The 20,639-nt window shown below is 43.3% G+C and carries 22 protein-coding genes and 1 pseudogene; 8 read left to right on the top strand and 15 right to left on the bottom strand.

The features are described 5' to 3' along the window. Positions 1 to 68: 68 nt before the first annotated feature. Together ACSAJE_RS10980 and ACSAJE_RS10985 are read right to left on the bottom strand one after the other, a co-directional pair. Positions 69 to 1,238 (bottom strand): annotated as a pseudogene (locus tag ACSAJE_RS10980) (site-specific integrase). 173 nt (positions 1,239 to 1,411) lie between these two features. Further along, a complete protein-coding gene (locus ACSAJE_RS10985) occupies positions 1,412 to 2,038 on the bottom strand; it encodes a helix-turn-helix domain-containing protein (protein ID WP_458009068.1) in 627 nt (208 codons plus the stop codon). Positions 2,039 to 2,242: 204 nt separating this feature from the next. Between ACSAJE_RS10985 and ACSAJE_RS10990 the strand changes: the two genes are divergently transcribed. Both ACSAJE_RS10990 and ACSAJE_RS10995 read left to right on the top strand, forming a co-directional pair. Then, on the top strand, positions 2,243 to 2,521 hold the full coding sequence (locus ACSAJE_RS10990) for a hypothetical protein (protein ID WP_458009069.1): 279 nt from the start codon (positions 2,243 to 2,245) through the stop codon (positions 2,519 to 2,521). A 525-nt stretch (positions 2,522 to 3,046) separates the two neighbouring features. Continuing rightward, on the top strand, positions 3,047 to 3,487 hold the full coding sequence (locus ACSAJE_RS10995; protein WP_458009070.1) for a hypothetical protein: 441 nt from the start codon (positions 3,047 to 3,049) through the stop codon (positions 3,485 to 3,487). A gap of 684 nt (positions 3,488 to 4,171) precedes the next feature. Here ACSAJE_RS10995 and ACSAJE_RS11000 read toward each other — a convergent pair. From ACSAJE_RS11000 to ACSAJE_RS11060, 13 genes are all read right to left on the bottom strand, one after another. Further along, positions 4,172 to 6,070: a recombinase family protein gene (locus ACSAJE_RS11000; protein ID WP_458009071.1), complete on the bottom strand. Its 1,899-nt coding sequence runs from the start codon at positions 6,068 to 6,070 to the stop codon at positions 4,172 to 4,174. A gap of 54 nt (positions 6,071 to 6,124) precedes the next feature. Continuing rightward, the gene (locus tag ACSAJE_RS11005; protein WP_002596259.1) at positions 6,125 to 6,316 is read right to left on the bottom strand and encodes a hypothetical protein; all 192 of its coding nucleotides are present in this window, start codon (positions 6,314 to 6,316) and stop codon (positions 6,125 to 6,127) included. A 70-nt stretch (positions 6,317 to 6,386) separates the two neighbouring features. After that, positions 6,387 to 6,617 (bottom strand): YdbC family protein, encoded by a 231-nt coding sequence (locus tag ACSAJE_RS11010; protein ID WP_002596258.1) that lies wholly within the window; start codon positions 6,615 to 6,617, stop codon positions 6,387 to 6,389. A gap of 45 nt (positions 6,618 to 6,662) precedes the next feature. Further along, on the bottom strand, positions 6,663 to 7,517 hold the full coding sequence (locus tag ACSAJE_RS11015) for a ParB/RepB/Spo0J family partition protein (protein WP_458009072.1): 855 nt from the start codon (positions 7,515 to 7,517) through the stop codon (positions 6,663 to 6,665). A gap of 8 nt (positions 7,518 to 7,525) precedes the next feature. Beyond that, entirely contained in the window at positions 7,526 to 8,491 is a 966-nt protein-coding gene (gene mobV, locus ACSAJE_RS11020; RefSeq protein ID WP_002596256.1) for a MobV family relaxase, read from the bottom strand. A 6-nt stretch (positions 8,492 to 8,497) separates the two neighbouring features. Further along, positions 8,498 to 8,677, bottom strand: a complete 180-nt coding sequence (locus tag ACSAJE_RS11025; RefSeq protein ID WP_004613323.1) for a hypothetical protein — start codon at positions 8,675 to 8,677, stop codon at positions 8,498 to 8,500. A gap of 330 nt (positions 8,678 to 9,007) precedes the next feature. Beyond that, on the bottom strand, positions 9,008 to 10,039 hold the full coding sequence (locus ACSAJE_RS11030; protein WP_002596255.1) for an AAA family ATPase: 1,032 nt from the start codon (positions 10,037 to 10,039) through the stop codon (positions 9,008 to 9,010). Between the two features lie 155 nt (positions 10,040 to 10,194). Further along, complete coding sequence (locus ACSAJE_RS11035; protein ID WP_002596254.1) at positions 10,195 to 10,668, bottom strand: RNA polymerase sigma factor; 474 nt, start codon at positions 10,666 to 10,668, stop codon at positions 10,195 to 10,197. A gap of 76 nt (positions 10,669 to 10,744) precedes the next feature. Beyond that, complete coding sequence (locus ACSAJE_RS11040) at positions 10,745 to 11,176, bottom strand: RNA polymerase sigma factor (protein ID WP_002596253.1); 432 nt, start codon at positions 11,174 to 11,176, stop codon at positions 10,745 to 10,747. A gap of 95 nt (positions 11,177 to 11,271) precedes the next feature. Next, on the bottom strand, positions 11,272 to 11,781 hold the full coding sequence (locus ACSAJE_RS11045) for a sigma-70 family RNA polymerase sigma factor (protein WP_458009073.1): 510 nt from the start codon (positions 11,779 to 11,781) through the stop codon (positions 11,272 to 11,274). Positions 11,782 to 12,271: 490 nt separating this feature from the next. After that, on the bottom strand, positions 12,272 to 12,445 hold the full coding sequence (locus ACSAJE_RS11050; RefSeq protein ID WP_008724758.1) for a cysteine-rich KTR domain-containing protein: 174 nt from the start codon (positions 12,443 to 12,445) through the stop codon (positions 12,272 to 12,274). Between the two features lie 51 nt (positions 12,446 to 12,496). After that, positions 12,497 to 14,416 carry a tetracycline resistance ribosomal protection protein Tet(O) gene (gene tet(O) / locus ACSAJE_RS11055; RefSeq protein ID WP_118303953.1) on the bottom strand — a complete coding sequence of 640 codons (1,920 nt, stop codon included), beginning with the start codon at positions 14,414 to 14,416 and terminating at the stop codon, positions 12,497 to 12,499. 366 nt (positions 14,417 to 14,782) lie between these two features. Continuing rightward, positions 14,783 to 15,157, bottom strand: coding sequence for a TnpV protein (locus ACSAJE_RS11060; protein WP_001129922.1), 375 nt, complete (start codon positions 15,155 to 15,157; stop codon positions 14,783 to 14,785). Between ACSAJE_RS11060 and ACSAJE_RS11065 the strand changes: the two genes are divergently transcribed. The 6 genes from ACSAJE_RS11065 to ACSAJE_RS11090 all read left to right on the top strand — a co-directional run bounded on the left by ACSAJE_RS11065 (position 15,157) and on the right by ACSAJE_RS11090 (position 20,610). Next, entirely contained in the window at positions 15,157 to 16,179 is a 1,023-nt protein-coding gene (locus ACSAJE_RS11065) for a hypothetical protein (RefSeq protein ID WP_458009074.1), read from the top strand. The genes ACSAJE_RS11060 and ACSAJE_RS11065 overlap by 1 nt on opposite strands. Continuing rightward, the gene (locus ACSAJE_RS11070) at positions 16,176 to 16,796 is read left to right on the top strand and encodes a class D sortase (RefSeq protein WP_458009075.1); all 621 of its coding nucleotides are present in this window, start codon (positions 16,176 to 16,178) and stop codon (positions 16,794 to 16,796) included. Before ACSAJE_RS11065 ends, ACSAJE_RS11070 begins: the two co-directional genes overlap by 4 nt. Then, entirely contained in the window at positions 16,759 to 17,484 is a 726-nt protein-coding gene (locus tag ACSAJE_RS11075) for a SpoVG family protein (protein ID WP_458009076.1), read from the top strand. Before ACSAJE_RS11070 ends, ACSAJE_RS11075 begins: the two co-directional genes overlap by 38 nt. Before the next feature lie 160 nt (positions 17,485 to 17,644). After that, on the top strand, positions 17,645 to 18,547 hold the full coding sequence (locus ACSAJE_RS11080) for a toll/interleukin-1 receptor domain-containing protein (RefSeq protein WP_458009077.1): 903 nt from the start codon (positions 17,645 to 17,647) through the stop codon (positions 18,545 to 18,547). 241 nt (positions 18,548 to 18,788) lie between these two features. Continuing rightward, positions 18,789 to 19,238 (top strand): hypothetical protein, encoded by a 450-nt coding sequence (locus ACSAJE_RS11085; RefSeq protein WP_458009078.1) that lies wholly within the window; start codon positions 18,789 to 18,791, stop codon positions 19,236 to 19,238. Positions 19,239 to 19,281: 43 nt separating this feature from the next. Continuing rightward, entirely contained in the window at positions 19,282 to 20,610 is a 1,329-nt protein-coding gene (locus tag ACSAJE_RS11090; RefSeq protein WP_458010070.1) for a type IV secretory system conjugative DNA transfer family protein, read from the top strand. Positions 20,611 to 20,639 lie beyond the last annotated feature (29 nt).

Here is a 20,639-nt window from a genome sequence, read left to right on the forward strand (position 1 = left end):
CCAGTAGAATAGGGAACAAGTTGCCAAAATATGTTAAATGGTACGATACTTTTTGGCAACATTTCGGATTAAATAATGTGACGAATTGGCATTGGGATAACGTTTCCTAGTGTCTTTTCTTGTTTCTCTTCATGTTCCGGAGTGGCAACAAAATCATTTTTTTGATCAATTACCGGCGGAACTAAAAGGTCTTGCAGATTCTGAACCAATTCTCCCTGTTTGTGTGGGAACAGATGTGAGTAAGTATTCAATGTAGTGGATACTTTTTCATGTCCCAATCGTTCTGCAATCGTCAATGCGTCAAAGCCCTGATTGATCAGCAGGCTGGCGTGCGAATGTCTGAGATCGTGGATGCGGATCTTTTTGACACCGGAATCTTTACAGCCGCGAAGCATTTCATGACTTAAAAAAGATTTGGTATATGGAAAAAGTCTGCGTTTTGGATCCAGCATATATTGCCGGTTGATATAGTCCTCCATTTCTTTTGCAAGGAAGTCGGGCATGGCAACAATGCGTCTGCTTTTCTTTGTCTTTGGAACCGTGATGACATCTTTGTCACGATAGCGGGAGAAAGTTTTGTTGATTCGGATGGTATTTTTCTCAAAATCAATATCCTCTGCGGTGAGAGCAAGCATTTCTCCCTCGCGCATACCTGTCCAGTAAAGAACCTCAAAACAAAGATATGAAACAGTTTTGTCCTGTATCGCTTCACGAAAGGCAAGGTATTCATCCAAAGTCCAAAAATCCATTTCCTCTGCGTTGCTTTTTCCCATACTGCCGGCACGACCGCAGGGATCTGTAGTTAAGTTGTAGAAACGTTTGGCATAATTCATAATGCAACTTAACTGATTATTGATGCTTTTCAGATAAGTATCCTTATAATTGTGCGAATCACGCATGAGCATAGTCTGCTATTTGCGGATATCCGTTGCCTGAATCTCGTTGATCGGCTTATTCTTAAAATAGGGAAGGATCTTGGTTTCATAAATATTTCGTTTGTGAGCTAATGTAGATTCCTTTAACCTTCCAGCCATATCTTCGATATAGATTTCATACAGGCTGGCAAATGTCATATCCGGACTTTCTGCCTGACGTTCCCAAAAGTCTCTTTCATACGCCTGTGCTTCCTTTTGGGTGGCGAAGCTTCGTTTCCACTTTTGTTTTCGGTCGCCAACCCAGTTTGTATAATAGAATTTGGCGAACCATTTACCAGTTTTAGAATCTTTAAAAGCTGGCATACAATCATCTCCTTTTTCAAAATAATTCTTTGCATGATAAAAATTCAATGCATTTTGTAAAAGGCTATGATATAATCTACTTGTCTAGGGTAATTATATCAGCCTTTTGGTTGAAAGTCACTAGCCTCGGTACAAGTTGCCGGGGCATTTTTTCTGGAACTCTTTGATTCCCTTTAGGATTTTTTGTATGGGTTTGTCCAGCGGTACAGATTTTTTTCGATATCTATCGCCTCCATATTTGGACGTTCGTTCCAAGGGGTGAGTTTGCTGTCGGTATAATAGGTGATGGTTTCATTTTGCCAGCTCTGATAATCATCAATAGAAATCTTTTCATCGTATAGCTGACGCATTTTTTGAATCCAATCTTCCATGAATAAACAAAAATCGGCATCATATTTGGCATTTCCTTTTCCTGGAATGTGGATGTCTGCTTCCCAGTCTGAATCAGCGGGCGGTTTTTTGACATCAAAGTGAAGAGACAGGTCATAGGTCTGTTGAATCTGAAACAGAACATTGATAATGTCGCCGAGAGATTCCAGTACATATTTATTTGCTGGAGAATTTCTTTTGTCCAATGAATCAAGGTTATTCACCAATTCTTTCCAATCAATATGCAGTGCTGAAGCGAGGGTCTGAATCATTTCTATATTGAAATTGATCTTGCCGGATTCATAATTTTGAATGGTTCGTTCACTTTTGCCAGTCAGTTCTCCAAGTTGCCGTTGAGTTACCTTTTGCTGCTTACGTATCCTTTTGAGGTTGGCAGCAACCAGTTTGTCATTGATCGAATCGCTACCCATGATGGTAATCACTCCTTTCACGAAAAAATTATGTGGTTTTTAGTGCGTTTGTAGGAACAATTAAATCATACAACAGAAAAACACGAAAGTCAATGGTGGATATTTTGCGAAAATTTGTTGACAAACACAAATTATGGAAATATAATAGGACAAAACACGAAATAACATTGCGTGTTTTGGATAAAAATGAAAGGAGGTTTCACTATGGTAGGTTCTAATAAGGCATTTGTAAATGCTAAAGAGGTATCAGAAATGCTTGGAATAGGAACATCAAAGGCATATACGATCATTCGCAGATTTAATGCTGAATTGGAGAAGCAGGGATATCTGATTATTCCGGGAAGATGTCCGAGAAAATATTTTGAGCAGAAGATTTATGGATATGTCGAGTGCTATCAGCCGCAAGAGGACTTACCCATAGGAGAAGATGCAGATGAAATAGACTTATCTGATGAACATGGCGATTCTGATGAGGTCGATTAGCTGATATGTAGTATCAGATTTTGTTTGTTGCATAGGCAGAGTATTTATAAAGACGGTTTTACCATAAAAAGGTAAGTTGTATCACAGAATTACCATTTGTGTGTATAAACAAGTCGGCATAGGTAGTTTACTATATGGGTACGGTGTTGTGATACACCAAGACAACTGAATAGCAACTGCTGAATATATAATTTATTTCGGTAAAAGTCCGGTGCACTGTCAGACAAGACAGTCATAACTTGCGAAGAGAATTGAGGAACCTAACGGTGAAGGTGCTTAGCGAGTACGACAGATATGTGGCGGATGGATAATGAACCACAAAGGATATGCAAAATGTCCTTATCCTCAAAACGGCAAACGAGGAAATCATTCTGAATGAACAGAGTGTTGTGAATGCGAAAGCAGCCGGTCAGCAGTTCCCAGTATGCGGGCGAAGAGGATGTGAGAAATCACGCATACATACATGACTTCTAAAGTAAATGGAAATATAAAGAAATACATATGCAACAGAAATGGAGGAAGATTATGGATAAGAATACAGTAGTGATTGCCATTGACCACGGCTGGTCAAACATGAAGACAGTACATGAAACATTTACTTCCGGGATCCGGGAGATCACCACAGAGCCGGCATTGCTTGAAAATGTCCTGGAGAAGGATGGAAAGTATTATAAAGTCGGAAGCGAGCGGTTAAAGGTGAAGGACAGCAAGGTAGAGGACGAAAATTATTATCTGCTTTCCTTAGCTGCAACAGCGAAAGAGCTGGACCGACTCGGAAGAAGAAATGCCAATGTCTACTGGGCGGTGGGACTTCCGCTTATCCGCTTTGGCAAAGAGAAGGAGGCATTTATCAAATACCTGAGAGCTTCCTGCAGAAGGACACTTTGGAACAGCTTGGCATCTACCACTTCGACAGCTGGGCAGCAAACTTTGGAGAACAGACCACGGCATTGGAGCTTACGGTAGAAGGAAGCGGGTTTCGTTTTAAGATAAGATTTAATAAGTTTACGAACCTGCCGGAGCTTATGAACCTGTTCAAGGAGGTGGCGGATATTCAGACAAGAGATATGCTGGAGCTGGATGTGCCGTCACTTCGGGACGGGAAATATATCATCGTGGAGAGTGAGCCGGATGGGTATGTGAAGCAGGTCATGGAGGAGTTTGTCGCAAGAGCGGAGCGCATCCGAAGCGGAGGCGTGGATCTCAGTGAGGACAACTTCTTAAAGATCACCCATGAAGCGAGACTCCTTGGTACGGATGCAAGGCTGTTGTCACCGGACGCTCCGGACAATCCGGAGGGGAAGTTGAATAAGGTAGTGGAAAATGTGCTGTATGAATACTGCAAGGCAGAGCAGGAAGGGATCACCGGCACACAGCTTATCTTTTCGGATATCGGGACACCGAGATCTGGATGGAAAGAAGAAATGCTCACGGTTTCGTGGGCAGAGGCGGACAGCTTTGATGTCTATAATTATCTGAAAACAGAACTTGTAAAACAGGGTATCCCTGCAGATCAGATCGCATTTATCCATGATGCGAAGACCGATGCTGCAAAGGATGCCCTTTTTCGTGAAATGCGCTCCGGCACAAAGAGGATCCTGATCGGATCCACGGACAAATGCGGCACCGGTGTCAATGTGCAGACACATCTTACGGCAATGCATCATGTGGACTGTCCCTGGAAACCTTCCTCAGTCGGTCATTTTTTGCGGACAGTTCAATACATGCCTGTCTGTTTCGCTCCCTGCTCCTGCGTTTGCTCTCGTTTGATTTCTCCCTCTGTATCTTCTTGGCACAAGCAGGACAATACTTCGATATGCCAGAGCGGGGAACATATTCAACACCGCACACCGTACAATTCTTAGGCTTTAACGCAGTCCACCGCTTTGTCGGTGTGATATGTAATTCACCGACAAAGCCGATGAATTTATAATAAATCTTGATTTCCTGCCGCACCATTCCGTCTGTAAGTTTCTCACGTTCCGAAACAAGTATCTTGTCTATAAGTGCGTTTATGATGGTTGCGTCCAGTTCCTTAATGCCTTGATAGTTGCGGATTAGGGAGAGGAAATCACGGACACCCTGCGTCTTCTCATAGCTGTCGCTGAGCGTTTCCGTTACCTCTTTCAGCCTTGCTTCAATTTCAAGCTGTTCTTTCTGGTATTTTCCCGACATCATCTCAAAATTCCGCTCGGTAATACGCTCCATCACCTTATCTTCATAGAGTGAGGAAAACAGCCTGTCCAGTTCTGCAAGGCGTTTGTTCAGTTTTCTTTGCTCCTTTTCCAGTGCCTTTGCCTTGCTCTGGTCTGTTTCCGTGAGCCGCTTTTCAATCGCCCTCACTGCCTTTTCATCATTGACTGCCATATCCGCAAATCGGTTGATGTCGGTGAGGACAGCGTTGAACAAGTCCCTCGCTTCAATGCTGTGTGCGGTACACATGATATTACCGTATCTGCCATAATTATTGCAGGAATATTGTACGCAGTCGATGATGTCGGGGCGTTTCCTCCTGTTGGCACTCATAGCCCGCATCGCATAGCCGCAGTCCGCACACTTAATAACGCCTGCAAAGATGTTCTCAAAGCCGCCCTTGTTTTCTGGTAATCTGCGGCTTGTAATAAGCTGCTGTACGGTATCAAATTCCTCCTGCGTGACTATCCCCTCATGGGTGTCTGGTATCACTTCCCATTCTTCGGGCAGCTTAGAGGGGCGTTTCTTGCTTTTCATGTTGGCGGCAATCCGCTTGTAGCCTGCAAGGTTTCCCGCATATATCGGGCTTCTTAAAATGCCCCTTACGCTGTTCTCGCTCCAAATATAACGGTTCTCCTCATTCTCCTCAAAATACCTCTCATAGCCTGTTGCCCCCTGCTCCGCCGCATAAGCGGCGGGGCGTAAGATATGCTGTTTGTTGATGTGCTTGCGGATTTTGGCGATTCCGTTGCCCGCTAACGCAAGGTCAAATATTTCCCTTACCACATGGGCAACTTTGTCATCTATCAGCAGATGGTTGTGGTCGGCGGGGTCTTTGACGTAACCGTATGGTGCTGTCGTCCCCATGAATTTCCCCTGCTGAAACCTCGCTCGGTACGCCGATTTTATCTTGACCGACACATCGGCGGAATACATTTCGTTTAGGATGTTGCGGAAAGGCGTGATGTCCATAGCGGATTTATTGAGCGTGTCCACGCCGTCATTGACCGCTATATACCTCACATTATGCTCTGGGAAAAACACTTCCAGATACAGTCCGCAATCAAGATAGTTCCTCCCCAGACGAGATAAATCTTTCGTGATAACGCAGTTTATCAGACCGCTTTCAATGTCCTTAATCATGTTCTGGAAACTTGGTCTTTGGAAATTTGTACCAGAGTAACCGTCGTCCACATACGTTTTTGCTAAGTGCCATCCCTGCTTTTTCACATAATCCGTGAGGATGGATTTCTGTGTCGCAATGCTCGCACTCTCGTTATCCGTGCCATCGTCTTTTGACAAGCGGCAGTACATGCCGACTTCATAAATCTTGTTCTCCATTCTTATTCCTGCCATACTGTAAAACCTCCATATCTGTCCTATCTGTTTTCATGTTCCATTGCGTACATTCTAAGCGGACAGCCCCTCATTGTCGAAGGTGTCGCCCTCGGCAATCTTCTTCCGAATATCCTCGGAAATAATCGGGATAAACGCTTCTGTGACTGTCTGCGTGCCGACATATTCACGGCTGATTATCATCTGAACTGGTGCTTTCGGCACGATACGCTTTCTCTTTTTATCTGCTTTCTTATCCTCGCCCATACTTAAATCTTCCTTTCCAGACAGGGCAGGAGAACGTCTGGAAACGCCCCGCCCTGTCAATCAGATACCATCAATCCCCGCTGTTTACTTCTTTCTGTAATGCTTCAAGGAGTGCTGCTGCTTCATCAGCGTTCAACGTGATACCCTTTCCGCACTTCTCACGGTTCGGGGAAAAGCTGCGGATGTCATATTTCGGCTCTCTTCCGTTCCATGAGATAAGATTGATTTCTTTTGTGTAGCCGCTGTCGCCCTTAGACAATACGGCGATTTCCTTTACAATCTCATACTGGATTTCTTTCATTCTTCATACCTCAATTTTCTGCATTTACCTCCCGAAAAGAGAAGATTAGCGGCTGTCCCTGCCCCGTTTCCTCTGCAATTCACGCTCCAAAAGTTTAATGATGGTTTCCTCCATCTGCTTCGGCGTTGTGTTCTTCGGAAAATACTTTTTCAGCTTGCTTGTGTTGATTTTCAAGGTTTCTTTCTGGTTTCCCTTTTCCTCCGTCATAATTGCAAATATCGTATCCATGTCAAGCCGCCCGCTCTGGCTTAGGCTTTTCATCCGCTGTGCCTGTGAGAGTGAGGGCGTTGCTTCTTCGCTCTCCATCGTGGCAAAGAGGTTTTCCTGCTCGTCTTTCTTCAAAAAGGACAGTTCCACCGCAGGCGTGAGGGCGATTTTCCCCTCGTCCACCATCCGCAAAATCGGCGGTATCAGTTCCGTCAAACGGATAAATCTTTGTACGGTCATCCTGCTTACGCCGAAGCCCTGTGCCACCTTGTCGTCCGTCCGCAACTTCGTCACAACTTGTGACGAGGTTAAGTCTGTGCGGAAACCCTGCCGCTTCATGGCTTCGGATTTCATCTTGTAGGCAAACGCCCGCTCTGATGGCAGGATATTCTCACGCTGTAAATTACTGTCTACAAGGGTGATGATGGCTCGGTCACGGTCTAAGGGCAGGACAAACGCAGGCACGGTATTTATCCCTGCAAGTTCAGACGCACGGACACGCCGCTGCCCTGCAATCACTTCATAGCCGTTCCCGTCCTCTTTCGGGCGTGTGATTATCGGCGTGACAATGCCAAATTCCTTGATGCTTTCCGCTAATTCTGACAGCGTTTCATCCTCTGCCACATGAAACGGATTGTCGGGAAACGGGTACAAGTCTTTGGTCTTTAACACCTTAAAATCCTGTTTCTTCATTCACATATCTACCTTTCTTTCGCTCTGCTTTTATGGTTTTTCTGCAATTCTTCCAACACTTCGGGCGGTATCTTTGAGAGCAGCCGCCCCATCTGCTCGTTGGTTCTCTGCAACTCAAATATCTTCTGGTTCGCTTTCTGCACCTTTAGTTCCTGCTCATACTTTTCATCACGCATACGCCCCGCATAGTCTGATTCCTGCCCGATTTGCTCCTTTAGGCTATTGATATAGGCACTCTGCTTACTGATTTCCTTTGAGAATTTCTCCACGTCTGGGAGCCATGCCGCAATCAGTTCCAGAGCCTTGTCACGCTTCTTCCCTGCATTAAAGGCGTTGATGTCGGACAGTGCAGACACAATTTCCTCATACTGTTTATCAAGCCTGCCGCCCAACTTATAGAGCCATGTGGGGACATGTTTCCGCTTCGTTTCCATTGAGGACTGACCTCTTTCAAGCTGATTCCACCGTGAGGACATCCGCTCATGGTAGGCGGTCTGCCATTCGGACAGGCTCTTTTGATTGCCTAAAATTGTTTTGGCAGACAGCTTATTGTCTGGTGTAATCGGCACAAAACAGAGGTGCATATGCGGCGTTCTCTCGTCCATGTGGACGACTGCGGAGAGGATATTTTTCTCCCCGACACGCTCTGAAATGAAATCCAGAGCCATCGTAAAATACGCTTTCTGTTCTTTGGGCGGCAGGCTGTTCATAAATTCTGGCGAAGCCGTGATAAGCGTTTCCACCATCATCACGCTATCTTTCCTCGTCCTGCACCCTGCTTCGGCTACCATGCGGTTAATCTCTTTCTTGTAGGTGTACCTCGGCGGATTCACAAGATGGTAGTTATCTTTCGAGCGTTCCATATCTATATCTGGATTGCTTTTATAGGCTTCTTTTTTACGCTCGTTGTGGCGTTCGCAAGCCGCAACGCCGCCCGCTTTGCGTTTCTGGAAACGCAGGATTGCATAGGGCATAATTCATCATCTTCCTTTCTTCGGCGGGTAAACTGCCCTTTGGGTGACAGCGGTGACGGCGGTGACAGCAGTTTTGGGATACCCCCTACCGACTGCCTCAACTGTCACCCTTATTCCCTGCATGACGGTCATGTCGATGATGACGGTGTTTTTGGAATACCCCCTCGCAAGAGCCGTCACCGTCATGCTGCCATTCTTTTATCCGAAGCGTGGAGCGTAGGATAAGCAGGGCGTAAGACCTGCCATAAGGGAGTCCAGAGGGAACGTCTGGCACACGACTTTGCAGGGCAAAGTGTAGTGTGTTACACCCTGTAAACGCAGTCGGAAAAATCGGAAGGATTTTTCTGACCGCAGGGGTGGTTTTACACGCCGAAAAGGGCGGGTAAATCCTACGCCTGCACTTTGCGTTTACGGGGTGTTCTCCCGCAGGGATGACAGCGGCAGGGTATCCTAAAATCACTGTCACCGCCGTCACCGCTGTCACCCGCAGGGCAGAGTCGCCAGCTTTACACGGCTTTAAGCGTCAATGACAGTAACAGGGGGTATCCCAATATCGCTGTCACCACCGTCACCGCTGTCACCCGCCCGCTTTGCAAGCGAAATCTGCCTGCCGTGTTTTTTGCGGCTGTACTGATAAACGATATGGTTCTCATTTAAAAATGTGGTGCGGTATTCATTGAGCCATTTCGTAATCACCGTGGGTATGGTTTCCGTTTCCCTCATAGCGGCTAACAGCTCCGTTGCCGTGCCTGCCCATTCTTCCTTATCCCTCATAAAATCCACCAACCGAAAAAGGACGTCTGGTATCGTTTCTTTCGCAAGCTGCTCCTGCGTTTTTCTCTCCACAAGTTCCCAACTGCAATCACGGAAACGCAGCGTGTATTCCTGATAGGGCGTGTCCCTGCCCGTCACATACAGCTTGGCGGTGTCGGATGCCCGTTTCTCCTTTTCCAGAACAAAGGTAGCGTCCGCACTCCCCGTTAAGCCTGTCGTCCCAGACACCTTGTTGAACACATCGCTGTCATTCTGCTTTCGGATGTGGTGTACGACAATGACCGCCAATGAATGCCTGTCGGCAAAGTCTTTGATTAGTGAGATGTCCCCATAGTCGCTTGCGTAGGCATTGTCTTTTGAAGCTGTACGGACTTTCTGCAAAGTGTCAATGACAATAAGCCTGCTGTTTGGGTAATCTTTCAGATAATCTTCAAGCTGCACGATAAGACCGTCTGACAGCTTGCAGCTTGCCACGGCAAAGTGAAGCCGCCTGCTCGCTTCGTTCGTCAATCGGAACAGCCTGTCCTGTATACGGCAGAACGTGTCCTCAAGGCAGAGGTAAAGCACGTCGCCCTCCATTGTCGGCATATCCCACAAGGGAAGTCCCTGCGACACGCATAAACATAGCTTCAGCATGAGCCAGCTCTTTCCTATCTTCTGTGAGCCGCAGAACAGCGACAAGCCTGTGGGGATAAGGCTGTCCACCACAAAGGACGGCTTCTCAAGCGGTTCATAAAGGAGCGTTTCGGCGTTGACTGTCTGTAACTTCTGCATGGCTTTCCTCCTTTCGGGCGGTGTTTTTGTTTTCGTTGCACATAGGCGTTGACCTCCTTAAAAATAGATTTACTCCCACGAAGAAAAAGTGAGAGTATGTAATGCCGCCAATCCCACACAAATAAAAAACAGATTTCTTTTTCGGGCGGTGTCGGTCACGGTTGGAGATACTTCCTCATTTCCGCCTTTACTTTCTCCTTTGCAATCGCAACAGATTTCTGTATTGCCGAAGCGGTGCAATGCTCCATAGCGGCGATTTGGTAAAAATTGAACTCATACTCGTAGTAGAGCAGGAAACGCCGCCTTTGTATCTCTGGCAGTCCGTCAACCGCCTTACAGAGCAGTTCTGCCCGTTCTGCCTCAATCATTTGTTCCTCTATGCTCTTAGGCAGCTTCAACGCCCGCCTGTTCAGCGTTTCGTCCCATACTTCCGAAAACTCCCTGTGCCGCTCGTCCCATTGGAGGAGATTCCTGTTCCTGCGTTCCATCTGCCGAAACTCCATAAAGAACTGTTCCGACACTTCCAACTCGTGGGATTTGCCCTGCCCGTCCTTAAAGCTGATAAAATACCTTGTGCCGCTTTCCGTGGATTCCTCCCGAAGCGTGTACGCCTTAACTCTGTATGCCATCCCGCTTGCCTCCTGCAAAAAATAAGTGAGGGGATTTCCATCCCTCACCCAGTAGCCCGCAGGACGGCAGGCTGTTTTAGACGCTATAAAATTTTCGTAGCTTCTTCCGCAGATGGTCTAACCTCGCATAGATGGCACCAGTCGTCAAATGCACGAGCGGGGCAATCTCCTTTGTGGAATACCCCTGCATTTTCAGCAGGACGATTTTCAAGGTACGCCCGTCCACCGCGACTAATACTTGATAGAGATTTTCGCTCTCAATCTCGTCCAGTAACTCCGCAACCGTACCCACTTCCGTCTGCCGCTCCCTGTCTGCCATGTCCTCAAGGTATTCCGCAATGTCATTCGTCCATCGGTAAAACCGCCTGTTGGAATTGAAGTCTGCCCTGTCCGCAATGCGTATCTGCTCAATGGTCGCTTCATCAACGCCGCACTCACGCAGCAGCTTTTCCTCCGCTTCTTTCCAGATACGCCATTTCCTGTCCTCCCGTCCGTGGTTATATGCCATGCTTCTTTTCCTCCAATCAGAATTGATTGAGAGGGCAGAGAAAAACCCCCTCATTTTCCCAAAGGAAAAAACAAGGGGGCTGAACGCCTTAAATTTTAATTTTCTATTATCTTTCTTAGTTTTCTTAGGATTCTGGCTTTGCGTTTGTTCACAACGCTCTGGGTTATGCCGAACCTCGCCCCGACTTCACGCTCAGAAAGTCCGTCAAAAAAGATTGCCTGTATCAATTCCTGTTCACTATCCGACAGCAAAGGCAGGGCGGCTTTCAGCCTGTCCACCATAACCGCATTGACAACGGTTTCCGCAATGTCTGCCGCTTCATCAGCGATAAAGTCTAAAGGCTTCCCCTCGCTGTCCGTAAATCCGTCGAGAGATAGCAGTCTATTCTTTGTATCTAATTTTTGCAGATAACGCCACCGTTCCTTATCTCGGTAGAAGTCCGTGTATTGCTCCCTCACGACTTCAAGCAGACAGCCTTGAATGGGGATAAACAGCTTGTCCATATAGGTCTGGTCGGATTCCCTGCGGCGGCAGAAATCCGTATAGGACAGTTCCACATATCTGCCGCTTTCCTTGATATATACCTTTCTCGGTGCGTATTTCACTGTAAGTACCTCCCATCTGAATTTTTGAAATGTTCAAAATCCAGATGGAGAGGTGGCGAACGACACCTAACACCACTAATAGCCCTATGGCACTTTCCAACAAAAATCGACAAAAGAAAAACCGCAAAGGCTCTATGACCTTTACGGTTATGGGAAATATTAATTCTGTTGTATGGAGATTGTACTTCTACATTCAAGGCAGGAAGTGCCGTTGCATAGGCAGAAATTTTTTTAACTGGTTTCCTGCCGTTCTCTGATATGCTATGTATTGATAAATTTTGCTTCGTATGAGCAGATAGATAACTGCCCGAAAAAAGGACATAAAAAAATCCCTCCAAATTTAAAAACAAATTCAGAGGGTAATTTAGGGTATAACAAAATAACCCACCCGAATATCGTTTTTTTTATTTGGTGAGTTTGTTCTTTCAAATACGAAACAAAAAGAGCCGATGATTCGTGAATTGTTCCACAATTTCATCGGCTCTGCGTCTTAAGCGTCTGGCTCTTTGATGACAGTTATCTTCAAGTTGTCAACTTTAATCAATCTTTCTTGTCTGCATTTTGGACAATAAAGGGGATAATTCTCCAAAACAGTGTCCTTCCTAATTTTATTACGGGTTTTGTTCCCACAAACAGGACACAATATCCATTCGCATTTCATCATAATTAGTCTCTAATCCTTTCAAATCTCATTTTATATGACTTTTGCAAGCTGTTAAGTTAACTTGTGGAACATATGCCGAACCTTATCTATACGGCTATTCGGGCGGCGGGGTTGGCAAATAAATTTACCAATAGCTGGCTGGTATCCTTTTAACTCTGTCAAGCAGACTCCCTGCCCATTTGTGAAATAAGTTAAATCGTTCCTGTATTCTTGAATACATCTAGCAGGGATTTCTCCTTTCAGAATGACCTCGTCATTCTTTATCTGAGTACTTACAATATCTGCACAATACCTTGGAGCATCATGATACGCCCGTGAGAGATATTCCTGCGGTGCATAAATTTCAAAGTGGAGATATGGCTCTAATAGTTCTGTCCCTGCTTTTTTTAAAGCCTGCTCCAATACGATAGGGGAAAGCAGCCGAAAGTCTGCGGGGGTACTTACAGGACTATAATACAATCCATATTCAAAACAGATTTTACAGTCTGTCACTTTCCATCCATACAGCCCCTGCTCGCAGCCATAAAGAACCCCCTCCATAACCGCATTTTGGAACGATTGATTTAAATATCCAAGTGAAACTCTGCTTTCATACTGCACTCCGCTTCCAATAGGGAGCGGCTCTATGGACAACCCGACAGAAGCCCAGAAAGGATTTGGCGGGACTTCTATGTGGATGGTATATTCTGCTTTTCTAAGCGGTCTTTCCATATATATAACAGTAGGCTCTTTTATTTCTGCCTCCACATGATATTTTTCCTCAAGGATGGCACAAATGACTTCCATCTGCACTTTCCCCAAAAAAGAAAGTATAATCTCATGCGTTGTAGTATCCACATAATATTTTAAAAGAGGGTCGCCATCTGAAATTTCTGTAAGTGCCCCAAGCAATATTTCCCGCTGTTCAGATTTCTTTACTGCAATCGTTGTTTGGAGCATAGGGAGAGGATTTTCAATAAATTTTCTCTGCGGCAACAGTATTCCGTTCCCCAAAATACTGTTTAGCTGCAAAACATCATTTGGTAAAATTACAATATCACCAGAGCAGGCTGTATCGGATGAATATAATTCACCGTTTGTCGGAACACACATCTCTGTGATTTTTATTTTCTCTTTTTCAGATATTCTAATAACATCCCTCAAATGCAATGTTCCGCTATATATACGCACATAAACAAAACGCCGCCTTTTCTCTGAATATTCAATCTTAAAAACCTGCCCGCATAGTTCAGATTGACCTTCAGGCGTTGATGAATAAAATTTACTGGCAATCACTTCTATAAGCTGCCGAATCCCCAGATTGTTTTTAGCGCTTCCGTGATAAACGGGAAATAACGTTCCGTTTTGGAATCTCCTGTTTTCTTCCTGTTCCAGTTCTGACATTTTAAACGGTTTCCCTGACATATATTTCTCTAATAGTTCATCGTTTCCCATAATTACCGCATCCCACTGTTCCATATCGTCATTGTCCGTTACATTTATATGGGGATGCTGCCCAACCTTTTGCTTCACTATAATTTCCGAAGAAAGCTTTGCTTTCATTTCTCGATATACCATTGGCAAATCAATCCCCTCTTGGTCAATTTTATTGATGAAAAAAATTGTCGGAATCTTCATTGTCTGTAGTGCATGAAACAGTATACGGGTCTGTGCCTGTATGCCATCCTTTGCAGAAACTAATAATACTGCTCCGTCTAATACGGATAAAGAACGGTATACTTCCGCCAAAAAATCCATATGGCCTGGCGTATCTATAATGTTGACTTTTACATCCTCCCACTGAAAAGATGTCACTGCTGTCTGGATAGTGATTCCCCTTTGACGCTCCAAATTCATTGTATCTGTCCTTGTTGTGCCTTCATCTACGCTCCCTAGTTCTGCAATTGCACCACTGGTATACAATAAACTTTCCGTTAATGTTGTCTTTCCTGCGTCAACGTGAGCCAGAATGCCTAAGTTAATTATTTTCATGTGATTTTCCTCCTATCAACACCCAAAAAAGGGCATAAAAATACCCAGTGATAAATACTCCTATCACTGGGTAAATAACTCCAATAGCCCCAAAACACTTATATGTTTTCGGGCATATAAAATTACATGATAAAAGTATTCTTAAACTGGGTACAAAAAACTAAGCCCCATATTAAAAGTGAAACGAGACTGCTACTTTTTGTTCCCACTATCAAATTGACAGTTTATTTAAGAATACCTTGCCGCATATTTATTAACTCCTTGTATAATACTGAATCTAATTATATTCCTTAACCCTTTATTTGTCAAGCTGACAAACTAAAGCAGAAAAAGCGGCAGGATTTCCCCCTGCCACTAATCATCTGTTTATGCAAAAATAATTTCCTTTTCCACAATCTCCCTCGCACAAGCCCTTATGTTATTGAGGCATCCTGTCCATTCTAAGGCGTTTTCTGCCTTTAGCTGTTCCGTTATGCCCTGTGCCTGTTTCATACCCTCTATGAGCCTTTCAAAGCGTTCCTGTGCCTGTCTGTTGATGTCGGCAAGGTAGGCGTTTAGCCTGCCGCTTGTAAGAAGATTGGTGTATGTAACTTTACGGTACTGTTTTAGATAATCTAAATGCCGTTGCCCCCAGATGCCTATTGCCTGTTCTTCTTCGGCGGGTACAGTTAAGCACGGTATCAAATAATCCCCTTGCCTTTCGTATTTGCCGCCCAGTTCCTCAAATAATGATTTTGCCATTGTCTGTTACCTCCACATTCTTTTTTATTTTGAATGTCCGCAAAATCCGTCCTACATCCATCGAGCAGAGAGAGGGCAGGGGGCTTAGGCAGGGAAATGAAAACAGCGAAGTGGCAGTGTACCGCTATGTGACAAAACAAACCTTTGATGCCTACAGCTGGAGCCTTGTGGGGAACAAACAGCGTTTTATCTCACAGGTGATGACCAGCAGGTCCATTTCCAGAAGCTGCGAGGATATCGACGAGGCAACACTGTCCTATGCCGAGATCAAGGCAGTGGCAACCGGAAATCCATTGATCCGGGAAAAGATGGAAATAGACAATGAGGTGCAGCGGCTCAAGATGTTAAAAGCATCCTATGACAGCCAGCATTACAGCCTGCAGGATCAGTTTATGATCAAGTTTCCAAAGCTCATCGCTGCGGCAGAAGAAAAGTTAAACTGTGTCCACGCAGATATCAGGATGCGGGATGGACAGGTGCTTGACGCGGACGAGGAGTTTGCTATCCGGATAGGAAACGTGGCATTTCATGAGCGTGCAGATGGCGGAAACGCCGTATTATCTGCCGTCAGCAGGTGTAAGGTTGGCGAGACGACAGCCATTGGCGAGTACCGGGGCTTTGAAGTGCGGGTGGAGAAAAACTTTATCGGCGTGAATTATCTGATCCTGCACGGGCGGACGGATTATAAGGTGGAGATGTCCAACTCCCCGGTGGGATGCATGGTCAAGTTGGAAAACTGCTTCAACGGAATGGATGGAAACATCGAATTTCTGGAGAAGAAGTTAGAGCAGTACCGGCGTGACATGGAGCAGGCAAAGGCAGAATACGAAAAGCCGTTTGCCTATGAGGAAGAACTGAAAAGCAAAACCGCCAGACAGTTTGAACTCAATACCATGCTTGATCTGGAGAATAAACCGCTGACGGAGGAGAACACAGAAACCATGACAGAGGATAGATACCACGAAGCCGGACAGGTGGCAGAGCAGGAATATCCCTATGGAGAAAGGAAGGATTACCGATGAGAAAACGAATAAAAAAAGACATGATACTGATCCTGCTGGGGATTGCCATTGTGGCAGTCCCCTTTCTTCTGCGGCTGAAGGAGCAGGAGAGAAATAACCGTTATATCGAGGCATTTGAGGAGGAACAGGACAATGAGAAAGAGAACAAAGGGGATCATAAAAAGAAAGCGTCCCTTTTATCGAAAGAGGGTGTTATCGGGATCATTGAGATACCGAGCTTAGACATCAAATATCCGGTATTTGAAGGGGCAGGCAGCGTGCAGCTAAATGAGGGAATCGGTCATATGACAAATACGGCGGAGCCATGCAGCAAAGGCAACTGTGTCCTTGCCGGGCATAATGGCAGCCGCCGGGGCGTGTATTTTACTTATCTAAGCAACATCGAAGCCGGGGCAAAGGTGTTTCTTACGAATAAGAGCAGGGAAAAGCACGAATACACGGTAACAGGGACAAAAGTCGTAAATCCCTACGATGAGTGGGTGACAGAGCCGACCGCAGGAGAGAGCCTGACGCTTTTTACCTGTGCAAACCACGGTACCAACCGTTTCGTCGTGAAATGCGAGCCGGTGAAGGGGACAGATGATCAGGCGGTTTCAGAAGAAAGGAATGGTGATTAATATGAATATGGAGATTACAGTAAATCAGTTAGAAAAAAGAGAGGGAAACATCCGTGCATTTGCATCGGTGGTGTTTGAGGAAAGCTTCAAGGTCAGCAATATCGCAGTGATCGAGAATAAGAATGGTCAGTGCTTTGTATCCATGCCGAGGTATGCGAGTAGCAAAGATGACAGCGGCTATAAGGATATCTGTCATCCGATCACAAAGGAATTTCGGGAACAGCTCTATGACGGGATCTTAAAGGCTTATGAGCAGGTACAGCAGGAGAAAGAGAACCGCCTGCAGCTTAAAATCTATGAGGCAGATAAGGATAAGAAGCCGGAATTAAAGTTTCAGGTGAAAGCGGCACCGTTTGAACGGGATGGAAGCAATCTCAAGGGACTTGCCAGGATCTATCTGGAGGACTGTTTTGTGATCAACAATGTATCGCTTTTACAGGGGAAGAATGGACTCTTTGTAGCGATGCCGTCCTATAAGACGAAGCAGACGGATGAACAGGGAAAGAGTATCTATCAGGATATCTGCTTTCCGGTGACAAAGGAATTTCGGAAAAAGCTCTACGGTGCAATAAGAAAGTCCTTTGAGGAAAGTAAGGAAAAGCAGAAAAGCGGTGAGGGAAAGGAACAGACAAAACCAAGTGCCGGGCATGACGGCTGGCAGGAGGCAAGGGATACACCGTTTCGATAAGAAGAGATAAGCCGGAAGAGGGAGCATCCTGTGGAGAGATTCATGGGATGCTTTTTGCAAAGTATAATATATTTGTTGTTTTTATTAAAGGATTACGATATTATACTGGTAGATATTTTGTGCGGTATTGCCTTAAGTTAGTTCAGGGGGAAAAATAGATATGAAATATGATATTTTTATAAGCTATCGTCGAGAGGGTGGTGAAGCATTAGCTTGTTTTCTGTATGAAAAACTTAAAAATACAGGATGCAATGTATTTTATGATGTTTCATCTTTGCGTCAGGGAAAATATGATGAAAAATTGTTGGAAGTAATTAAAGAGTGTAAAGATGTGATCGTTATTTTATCACCTGAAAGCATGAAGAGATGTTGTGAATCAGATAATGATTGGGTTCGGAAAGAAATATCGACAAGTTTAATGTATGGAAAAAATATTGTTCCAGTTAAAATGAGATCCTTCGAGTGGCCAATGGAGTTGCCTGAGGAAATAAAAGCTTTTCGTAAAATCAATTATGTCACTGCGAATATGGAATACTTTGATGCATCATATGATAAAATATTATCAATGTTGACAACACCTCAAAGTATGTCGTTGATTAATCGGAGCTATTGGATTGTGTATTATTCTTTTTTGGAATTAATGGATAAGAAAAGGATTGTATCGAAAATAACATTTACGGAATCTGGTACAATTATGTTTAATAATGTTCGTGAAACTACAGGAAAATTTGACTATGAATATACTGGATATACCAAAGAGGAGGACAGTAATATTTTTATACATTTAAAAAATAAACATTCTTTAGAACAAGTTGAAATATCACTTGTGAAATCAGTCGGGGAATTAGATAGATATATAGGATTATTTATGGCAACATCTCCTGTACTTGCTCCCGTATGCATGAAAGTTGCAATGGTAAATGAAAAAGACCTATCACGAATTAATGACATTATTTTAAAAAAGGTTTTGAGCCATGATAATAAGGAGTGGGACAATGATATATTGACCATTGAATCTTCTACGCAAAATATTTTCTTTTCGGATCTAATATTTCAGGAATAAGGCGTAAAATTTGCTATAGATACAATTCAATAAAAATGACTGCAAAAATCAGCATTTACTGTGTAAATCAGTAGTGCTGATTTTTTTGTAATAGTGCAGTATGGGATATAACGATTAATAGTGCGAAGAAATTTAGTTATTATCATAAACGGTTTAATTAATTTAATCTGCGTCAAAAAGAAGTATAGTTTAATCATAGATAACAAAAGTAATTATTTATGAAAGGATCAGGTGATTGGATATGGGAGACTACGGATTTAAAAATACGCTTTGCATGATTTTGATTATTATTGTTGTTTGTGCACTTAGTCTAGGTGCGGGAATAATGGATGTTATTACAATGATAGGAAAGCAAGAGGTGTTATTTTGCTACATAGTTCTTACCGTGTGGGCAGGAATAACTATTTTAACTGCATTGAAATACAAAAAAGGGGTTTCATCTTTTATTGAATATTTAGTATGGCATTCGGTCACATCATTAATATATGGATGGTGTGGTTCTAAAATACTTCATGGAATGATATACCCTTGGGGAGATTATGATGGATGGCTTGAGGAACTATTATTGAAAAATATGTATGCTGTAATAGGTGTTTTTCTTATTTTTTTATTTATAGGCCTTACGGAAGTTTATATTCTTATTATTCAGGCAATACGAGAGGAGGCTCTTGATGAAACAGAAAATATGTAAATTTATTACAGAAAACTCTATTTAATGATTATATTTGGAGTTGTTGCAACAAAATACTAAATGTTCAAAGAAAGGAAGATGCAAAAAGATGGTTGGTAAAAACTACGATAAAATGGTATTAGGAAGTGGTATAGAATATTCCACTAATTGTGATATAACTGGTGTGAACAACAATGTTTTAGTTGCAGGAGGAAGTGGCTCTGGAAAGACATATTCTATTGTTTTAAAGCGACTAATAGAAGCCCAAAATTCTAATTTGATTGTTACCACAACAAAAAATCGAGTTTATGATTTGACACATCGTATGTTAGAAAATCGAAATTATCAAGTTCTTAAGTTGGATTTTTCGTATCCAGAACTATCTAATTGCTATTGGAATCCGTTGGATGTTGGATCTTGGCAGGATATAACACAATTAGCGACAGATATTGTGTATGCAAATTGTAAAAGAATGGAATCAACATCTGTGGATCCATATTGGAACGAAACATCTATAAGTTTACTTTCTAGCATTATTGGGTATGTTAAGTGTACAAAAGGAAATAAAGCAAATATGACAGATGTAATCAGCATGTTTCATTCGTTGAAAATAACCAACAATGGTAGTGAGTATGTAGAGACAAATCTGGATGAAAAATTTCAAAATTTTGAGGAAAAGTGTGGATCAGATCATTTTGTTGTACAAATGTGGAAGACAGTTAGTGTCCTTCCGGTAAAAACAATCAAATGTGTAATAGGTTCTTTGGCAACAACATTGGACAAGGTGTTTACAGACGACGTTTTAAAAAATCTTTCGCCAGAAAAGGAAAAAAAATGTTTCAGTATTTCAGAGTTTGCCACTCAAAAAAGTATTATTTTTATAAATATATCACCATGTAATGTTAATTTGTATTATCTATTAAATATTTTATATGCAAATATTTTTAATAAACTCATAGAACTGGCGGAAAATAGAGGAGGTGTGCTAAATATACCTATTCAGATTGTTGCAGATGACTTTGCTTGTGCAGGCGCTGTTAATAACTTTCAGCAGTATATAAGTATATTTCGTCAGGCTGGAATATCAACACTGCTTCTGATTCAGAGTGAAGCACAGTTAGAAAATATATATGGAGATTCTGCTGCGAGAATTATTATTGATAATTGCGATACATATGTCTATATGGGCTGCAATGATCGAATTTCAGCGAGAAATATATCTGAAAAAATTGATCGTCCACTGAATGAAGTGTTGAATATGAAAATTGGAAAAGAAATCATAATGAGACGAGGAAAAAAACCGCAGATTTTTGTGAACCGATATGAAATTTTGAAGGATAAGGAGTATAAAAAATTGCTTAAAGAGTATGAAAATGAGATGACAGGCAGATAAAAAATAAATATTGAGAGGAAGGATACAGA

It is taken from the genome of Jutongia sp. SJQ-6 (assembly GCF_054161275.1).

Bases quoted from the DNA above. Each gene is read 5' to 3' on its own strand.
- ACSAJE_RS11035 (WP_002596254.1), bottom strand. From the start codon at position 10,668: ATGGCATACAGAGTTAAGGCGTACACGCTTCGGGAGGAATCCACGGAA.
- ACSAJE_RS11050 (WP_008724758.1), bottom strand. From the start codon at position 12,445: ATGATGAAATGCGAATGGATATTGTGTCCTGTTTGTGGGAACAAAACC.
- ACSAJE_RS11000 (WP_458009071.1), bottom strand. From the start codon at position 6,070: ATGGCAGGAATAAGAATGGAGAACAAGATTTATGAAGTCGGCATGTAC.
- ACSAJE_RS11060 (WP_001129922.1), bottom strand. From the start codon at position 15,157: ATGGCAAAATCATTATTTGAGGAACTGGGCGGCAAATACGAAAGGCAA.
- mobV (WP_002596256.1), bottom strand. From the start codon at position 8,491: ATGCCCTATGCAATCCTGCGTTTCCAGAAACGCAAAGCGGGCGGCGTT.
- ACSAJE_RS11005 (WP_002596259.1), bottom strand. From the start codon at position 6,316: ATGGGCGAGGATAAGAAAGCAGATAAAAAGAGAAAGCGTATCGTGCCG.
- ACSAJE_RS11030 (WP_002596255.1), bottom strand. From the start codon at position 10,039: ATGCAGAAGTTACAGACAGTCAACGCCGAAACGCTCCTTTATGAACCG.
- ACSAJE_RS11070 (WP_458009075.1), top strand. From the start codon at position 16,176: ATGAGAAAACGAATAAAAAAAGACATGATACTGATCCTGCTGGGGATT.
- ACSAJE_RS11010 (WP_002596258.1), bottom strand. From the start codon at position 6,617: ATGAAAGAAATCCAGTATGAGATTGTAAAGGAAATCGCCGTATTGTCT.
- ACSAJE_RS11075 (WP_458009076.1), top strand. From the start codon at position 16,759: ATGATCAGGCGGTTTCAGAAGAAAGGAATGGTGATTAATATGAATATG.
- ACSAJE_RS10990 (WP_458009069.1), top strand. From the start codon at position 2,243: ATGGTAGGTTCTAATAAGGCATTTGTAAATGCTAAAGAGGTATCAGAA.
- ACSAJE_RS11015 (WP_458009072.1), bottom strand. From the start codon at position 7,517: ATGAAGAAACAGGATTTTAAGGTGTTAAAGACCAAAGACTTGTACCCG.
- ACSAJE_RS11025 (WP_004613323.1), bottom strand. From the start codon at position 8,677: ATGACGGTGACGGCTCTTGCGAGGGGGTATTCCAAAAACACCGTCATC.
- ACSAJE_RS10995 (WP_458009070.1), top strand. From the start codon at position 3,047: ATGGATAAGAATACAGTAGTGATTGCCATTGACCACGGCTGGTCAAAC.
- ACSAJE_RS11080 (WP_458009077.1), top strand. From the start codon at position 17,645: ATGAAATATGATATTTTTATAAGCTATCGTCGAGAGGGTGGTGAAGCA.
- ACSAJE_RS11085 (WP_458009078.1), top strand. From the start codon at position 18,789: ATGGGAGACTACGGATTTAAAAATACGCTTTGCATGATTTTGATTATT.
- ACSAJE_RS10985 (WP_458009068.1), bottom strand. From the start codon at position 2,038: ATGGGTAGCGATTCGATCAATGACAAACTGGTTGCTGCCAACCTCAAA.
- ACSAJE_RS11040 (WP_002596253.1), bottom strand. From the start codon at position 11,176: ATGGCATATAACCACGGACGGGAGGACAGGAAATGGCGTATCTGGAAA.